The sequence below is a fragment of the Blastomonas sp. CCH1-A6 genome, from assembly GCF_001556365.1.
In the GTDB taxonomy this organism is placed as follows: Bacteria; Pseudomonadota; Alphaproteobacteria; order Sphingomonadales; family Sphingomonadaceae; genus Blastomonas; species Blastomonas ursincola.
The window spans coordinates 1-7,151 of the sequence record NZ_LSIS01000300.1 but is presented as its reverse complement, the minus strand read 5'-3'; the positions used below and the strand labels follow the sequence as shown (position 1 = coordinate 7,151).

General features: G+C 67.2%; 4 protein-coding genes. 2 read left to right on the top strand and 2 right to left on the bottom strand.

Annotation, left to right across the window (positions count from 1 at the left end):
* The coding region (locus AX735_RS14320; protein WP_446471822.1) for a ComEC/Rec2 family competence protein at positions 1–2,186 on the top strand (2,186 nt) is incomplete at its 5' end.
* On the opposite strand, the gene AX735_RS14315 is transcribed toward AX735_RS14320, so the two are convergent.
* Entirely contained in the window at positions 2,167–3,549 is a 1,383-nt protein-coding gene (locus AX735_RS14315) for an L-serine ammonia-lyase (protein WP_066281639.1), read from the bottom strand. The two genes, AX735_RS14320 and AX735_RS14315, sit on opposite strands and share 20 nt — an antisense overlap.
* 24 nt (positions 3,550–3,573) lie before the next feature.
* Complete coding sequence (locus tag AX735_RS14310; protein ID WP_066281650.1) at positions 3,574–5,547, bottom strand: S9 family peptidase; 1,974 nt, start codon at positions 5,545–5,547, stop codon at positions 3,574–3,576.
* 125 nt (positions 5,548–5,672) lie between these two features.
* Between AX735_RS14310 and pabB the strand changes: the two genes are divergently transcribed.
* On the top strand, positions 5,673–7,151 hold a 1,479-nt coding region (gene pabB / locus AX735_RS14305), incomplete at its 3' end, for an aminodeoxychorismate synthase component I (protein ID WP_066281637.1).

The window sequence follows — 7,151 nt, the reverse complement described above, 5'->3', positions numbered from 1 at the left end:
CCGCCTCTAGCACGGCTTTCTGGCAGCGACAAATGGCCAGTCTGCGCCGGTTTTCAATGGCCCCGCCTTCCGTCGCGGCCATGGGCCAATGGCTGCTGGCAGAGCGCGATCAGCTGCCGGTATGGATCGTCGTCGCGTTCGGCGCGGGGATTGCTGCCTGGTTCGCGCTGCCTGGCGGCGAGTGGCCGGTAGCAGTGATCGCGCTCAGCCTCGCCGGAGCGCTGGCGCTGCTCGCCTGGTGCCGGTCGTTTGGCGCGATGGAACTGGCCGCGCGCTGCCTGTTCGTCGGTCTGCTGATGCTCGCGGCAGGCTGCGCGACCATGGCCTGGCGTGCCGAGCGCGTTGCCGCCGACCCGCTTCCCGCGCCCTGGTTCGGCGTGCTGACCGGGCGGATCGAGGCGCGCGAGACGTTGCCTGCACGCGACATGGTGCGGCTCATCGTCCAGCCCGGTCCTTCGCTCGGCCTGCCGGCGCGGGTGCGGGTCAATCTCGACCTCGACCTGGATAGCCCGGCGCTGCAGCCCGGCGCGATGATCACGGGCCGGGCGCGGCTGATGCCGCCTGCGCAGGCGGCGCTGCCCGGCGGTTACAGCTTTGCCCAGCGCGCGTGGTTCGACCGGCTCGGCGCGACGGGCAGCATGCTCGACAAGCCGCAATTGCTGAAGCCCGGTGAAACGGCGGGGGCGCTCGATTCGCTGCGCGCGCGGCTCTCGGCCCATATCCAGGCCTCGGTGCCCGGCGGGGCGGGGGGCATTGCCGCGACCCTGGCGACGGGCGATCGTGGCGCGATCAGCGAGGAAGATGCCGAGGCCATGCGGTCGAGCGGCCTGGCGCATCTGCTCTCTATCAGCGGGCTGCACGTTACCGCGCTGATCGGCGCGGTCTGGCTGCTGACGCTGCGGCTCCTTGCATTGTTCCCGCCGCTCGCCCGCGCCTGGCGGCTGCCGCTCGTCGCAGCCGGAGCAGGGGCGCTGGCCGGGATCGGCTATACTTTGCTCACCGGGGCCGAGGTGCCAACGATCCGATCGTGCGCGGCGGCGTTGCTCGTGTTGCTCGCGCTGGCGCTCGGGCGCGATCCGGTCTCACCCCGGCTTATAGCGGCAGGGGCATTCCTGGTGCTGTTGATCTGGCCCGAATCGCTGATGGGGCCGAGCTTCCAGCTGAGCTTCGCCGCCGTTACCGCGATCGTCGCGCTGCACGATCATCCCGCGATGCGGAACTGGGCAGCGGCGGACCTGGGCTGGGCTGGGCGAGCGGCGCGCTTCCTCGCGATGACCTTCCTCACCGGGCTGCTGATCGAGTTCACGCTGATGCCGATCGCGCTGCACCATTTCGGCAAGGCGGGGCTTTATGGCGCGCTCGCCAACATGTTGGCGATTCCGCTCACCACCTTCGTCATCATGCCGGTCGAGGCGTTGGCGTTGCTGCTCGATCTTGTCGGGCTCGGCGCGCCCTTCTGGTGGCTGTGCGGCATCGCGATCCAGGCGCTGATCGACCTTGCGCATGGCGTCGCCGATACTCCCGGCGCCGTCGCGCTGTTTCCGCGAAGCGGCGCGCCGGTGTTCGCGCTGTTCGTGATCGGGGGGCTGTGGCTGTTCCTGTGGCGGACGCGCGGACGCTGGCTGGGGCTGATCCCGGTGGCATTAGCCACGTTGCTCGCCGCGCTCCAGCCCGCGCCTGACCTGCTGGTGACGGGCGACGGTCAGCACGTCGCGGTCAATGCGCCCGACGGCGCGCTGGTGCTACTGCGCCGCAATGCAGGCGATTATGCGCTGCAAAGCCTGAGCGAGAGCGCAGCGTTCGAGGGGCAGCCGATCGCGATCCAGGACTGGCCTGGCGCGCGGTGCAATGCCGATTTCTGCAGCCTGATACTGCGCTATCAAAGGGTGCTCATCGGCAGAAGCCGCGAGCGGATACCAGAGCGCGACCTGGCCGCTGCGTGCCGCAGGGCCGATATTGTCATCGCGGCGCGCTGGCTGCCGAAGAGCTGCCGCCCGCGCTGGTTCAAGGCGGACCGGGCGCTGCTCGACCGGACGGGGGGACTAGCGATCTATCTGGGCGACCGCAGCGTTAGGACGGTGGCCGAGAGCCATGCCGGGCACCCCTGGTGGGACCGAGCGATGGCGCTGCGCCAGGCCGCGCGCGAGAAGGCACGCGCCGAACGGCTCAGCACTCGACCACGTTGACCGCGAGCCCGCCCTGCGAGGTTTCCTTGTAGCGCTCGTTCATGTCGAGCCCGGTGCGGCGCATTGTCTCGATCACCTCGTCCAGACTGACCCGGTGCGTGCCGTCGCCCATCATCGCCAGTCGCGCCGCCTCGATCGCCTTGACCGCACCGACCGCGTTGCGCTCGATGCACGGCACCTGGACGAGCCCGGCGACCGGATCGCAGGTGAGCCCCAGATTGTGCTCCATGCCGATTTCCGCCGCGTTCTCGACCTGCATCGGCGAACCGCCCCAGGCTGCGACCAAGCCCGCTGCCGCCATCGAACAGGCGACGCCGACCTCGCCCTGACAGCCGACCTCCGCGCCCGAGATCGAGGCATTTTCCTTGAACAGCGATCCGATCGCGGCGGCGGTGAGCAGGAAGCGTTCGATGCCTGCCTGGTCGGCGCCGGGCGCGAAGCGATCGTAGAAACGCAGCACCGAGGGGATGATCCCCGCTGCGCCATTGGTCGGCGCGGTGACGACCTTGCCGCCCGCTGCATTTTCCTCGTTCACCGCGAGCGCCCAGAGGTTGACCCAGTCGATCACGGTCAGCGGATCGGACAGCATCCGCTCCTGCCGCTCCATCAGATGCGCCATCACGAGCGGCGCGCGGCGCTTCACCTTCAGGCCGCCGGGCAAAATGCCGCCGGTGCGGATGCCGCGGTCGATACAGGCCGACATCGCCTGGGCTATGTCGGAAAGCCCGGCCGACAGAGCTTCTGGGCTGCGCGCTGCCAGCTCGTTGGCGCGCATGATCTCGGCGATCGACAGCCCCGTCTCCGCCGCGATGGCAAGCAGATCGGCACCCGAGCGAAAGACATGCGGAACATCCCACAGCCCGCCGCTTCCGGGCGCGTTGCCGCCGGTCTCGCCCTCATCGATCACCGCCCCGCCGCCGACAGAATAATAGGCGCGTCGGTCAAGCTCTTCCCCGTCGGGCCCGAAGGCGGCGAAGGTCATCGCATTGCTGTGATATTCCAGACGCTCGCGCTGCAGGAAGATCAGGTCTGCCGGTTCGTCAAAGGCGATGCGATGGTGCCGGGCGAGCAGGATCTCGCCGTTCGCCCGGATCGTTTCGATCAACCGGTCCGCGGCGTCGGGATCGCAGGTTACCGGCTCCTCCCCGGCCAGGCCGAGCAGGATCGCGCGGTCGCTCGCATGGCCCTTGCCGGTAAGCGCGAGCGATCCATAGAGCCGCGTCTCCACCCGCGCTACCCGATCGAGCTGACCGGCATCGGCGAGCCTGGCGACGAAGCGTCCGGCCGCGACCATCGGCCCCATGGTGTGCGAACTGGAAGGGCCGATGCCGATCTTGAACAGATCGAAGACGGAGGCAACCATGAGCAATCCTTGTGCGAGAAAGGTTCAGTCGGCGGCGCCGGGCTGTGCGCCGAGCAGGTGCTGCTGCCAGAAGGCGAGCGTGGCCCAGAACAGGTAATCGGCATTTTCCTTGCGGCGGAAGCCATGCCCTTCGTTACGCGCGAGCAGGTGCCAGGCCGTGCCGCCATGCGAGCGTACCGCATCGATGATCTGATCCGCCTCGCTCGCCGGAACGCGCGGATCGTTGGCGCCGGTCACCACCATCAGCGGAATCTTCAGTTGATCGACCCGGGTCAGCGGGCTGATCTCCTCGAGCTTGGCACGCAGCTCCGGAACGCGCTCGTCGCCATATTCGATCCGTCTGAGGTCCCGCCTGTATTCCTCTGTATTTTCGAGGAATGTGACGAAGTTGGAGATGGCGACGATACAGCTGGCGGCATTGAAACGGCGGCCATAGCGGATCGCGCTGGCATAGCACATATAGCCGCCATAGCTGCCCCCGGTAACCCCGAACCGCTTGGCATCGAGCGTCGGATATTTGCCCAGCCGGTCGAGAAAGGCGCCGATGTCCTTGACCGAATTCTCGCGGCGGAACGGGCCGTTGTCGAGCGCCACGAAGCGCTTGCCGAACCCGGTCGAGCCCCGGACATTGGGGTAGAAGAGCGCGATACCGAGTTCGTTGATGAGATAGTTGGTCCGGCCGAGAAAGCCCGCGGTTGCCTGACCCTCGGGGCCACCATGGATCGACATGATCAGTGGACGCTTTCCTGGGTGCCGTTTCGGATCAGGCCGGTAAAGCAGACCGGAAATCGGCTCGCCGTCGAAGCTCTTGATCTCGACCAGCTCGGGCAGGACGTTGGTCGCCGGGTCGAGCCCACCGGTCTCGCTCTCGGTCCAGCGGGTGACCTTGAGCGTCGCTGGGTCGAGGCTATAGGCATCGCCGGGCGACTGGTTGGAATAGACGGTGAAACCGAGATCGCCCCAGGGTGCAAACTTCATTCCCGATCCGATCTCGCCCGGAGGGAGCCCTGCCACCTGGCGCTTGGCGCCACTGGCGATATCGTAAAGATAAAGCCTGGAAAAGCCTGCTTCATTAACGACATAGGCGATGGTCTTGCCATCCTTCGCGATGTCGAAACTGCTGATGTCCCAGCGTCCGCCGTCGATCATCGGGGTGAACATCCCCGTCTCTGTGTCGAGCAGCCCGAGGCGCTGGACGTCCGAGTCCTTGTCGCTGGAGACCCAAAGACGGCCATCGGGGGCGAATTGCAGATTGCCATAGGCGACCGGGGTGGCATCGCGCGTCACCTGCCGGATCGCGCCGGTCTCGACATTGATGATGTGCAACTGGCTGTCGGTGACCGAGATATAGTTGAACACCAGCAGATCGCGGCCATTGGGGGCGAAATCGATCGCCGCCCAGCCGCCGCTGTCGGTGGAAAGCACCATCCGCGCCGATCCGGGCGTACGCGGGTCCATGACATAGATGTCATTATAGACGCCGGTGCGCATGTTGCTGCCATAGGCGACGAGCTTGCCGTCATCGGAAAACGGTCCCAGCGCATGACGGCTCTTGCCGTCGGTCAGCAAAGTCAGCCGCCCCGATTCCAGCGCATAGATCTGCGAGACCTCGTTGCCGCCGGCGTCCTTCTCGAGCAGCAGCACCTCGCCATCGGGCGACCAGCTGCCGCTGAAGATCGGCTCTTCCTCGAAGGTGACCTGCCGCCGCGCCGATCCGGGGGCTGCGACGCGGTGCAATTGCCCGACATTGGCGAAGCGCGTGGTGATCAGCATCGACCGGTCGACAGGGTGCCAGCCGACAAACCCGGCGGTGCGATATTCGAGATAGGGGCGCGTGTCTGCGACCAGCGATTGCGCGATGGGCGGAACGCCATCGGCCACCATCGCAGCCGGGGGCGGAACTATGGGATCGGCCGGGGCGGCGTCCTCGGCGGCCACAGGGACAGCCAGACCGACCGCCAGCGCGGCCAGCGCCCATGTCCAAATGCGCCGATGCATCCTGCGTCCCTTCATGTCTTGCTGCCCGTCTATGCGGCGCGCGCGCCCTTGGCAACCGCACAGCCAGATGGCCTGCCAAACACCCCTCTAGGCAGTGATGCAGCCAGGCCCTAGAAGCGCGGGCCATGGACCCCAGGCCCGCCCGTCTTTCCCAGCCCTTCGTTCTGCTCGATGATGCCCGCGTGCAGGGGGGTAGCCCGGCGCGGCTGTACCGCGATCCGGTGCGCTGCCTGTCGGCGCACACCGCCGAAGAGCTGGACCAGTTGCTCGACGAGTTGCGCAGCGCGGGGCGGTCAGGGCTGCATGCAGCGGGCTATCTGACCTACGAAGCCGGCCATGCGCTCGAACCCCGGCTGCGGCCGCTGCTCGATGCGCTGGGGCCGATGCGGCTGGCCTGGTTCGGGCTGTTTGAACGTCATGACGTCATGCCGCCAGAGGCCGTGCCCGGCTGGCTCACGCTGCAGGGCGGGGAGGCGCAAGCCTCTCTGACCCCGGCGCGCCCCGAAATGGCCGAGCATGACTATGCGGCGCGCTTTGCGCTGGTGCACGAAGCGATCGCGCGCGGTGACATCTACCAGGCCAATCTTACCTTCCAGAACCATGCTGCGGTTTCGGGCCATCCGCTGGCGCTCTATCGCGCGCTGCGCGCGGGATCGGCGGCGGGCTATGGCGGCGTGGTGTTCGATGGTGCCGACTGGCAATTGAGCCTTTCGCCCGAAATGTTCTTCTCGCTGCGCCAGGGCGAGATGACCGCGCGCCCGATGAAGGGCACGCGCCCGCGCGAAGCCGATCCCGCGCGCGATGCCGAGGCTGCGGAACAGCTGCGCAGCTCGGAAAAGGACCGCGCGGAAAACCTGATGATCGTCGATCTGCTGCGCAACGATCTGGCGCGCGTCGCGGTGCCCGGCAGCGTGCGCGTGACCGATCTGTTCCGCATCGAAAGCTATCCCAGCGTCCACCAGATGACCTCGACCGTACGCGCGGGCCTGGCGCCGGGCCGCGATGCGATCGACATCATTCGCGCGATCTATCCCTGCGGATCGATCACCGGCGCGCCAAAGATCCGTGCGATGGAATTGCTGCACGCAATCGAGGCGAGGCCGCGCGGCATCTATTGCGGATCGATCGGCCGGATCGACCCGCATCGCGAAGGCCAGCCGGGTGACGCCGCTTTCAATGTCGCAATTCGCACCTTGCATCTTGCCGCCGATGCGCAAAAGGTCAGCCTTGGGCTGGGATCGGGGGTGGTCGCGGATTCCGGCGCAGCAGACGAATGGCGCGAATGTCTGGTCAAGGGGGCGTTCTTGAAGGCGGCGACAGGATTGCAGGCAAGGGCGGGGCGGTTCGATCTCATCGAGACCATGGGATTTGATCCTGCGAGCGGCATCGTCCGGCTGGAACTGCATCTGGAGCGGATGAAGGCGAGCGCGGCGGCGCTGGGATTCTCGTTCGACCGGCACGCCGTGCGCAACGCGCTCAACCATGCCTGCTTCTTTCTGGAGGTGCCCACGCGCATCCGGCTGCTGCTCGCCGCCACCGGCGATACCGCGATTGAGATGCGCCCGATGCCCGCACCGCTGGGCGAGCCGCTGAAGGTGGCGCTA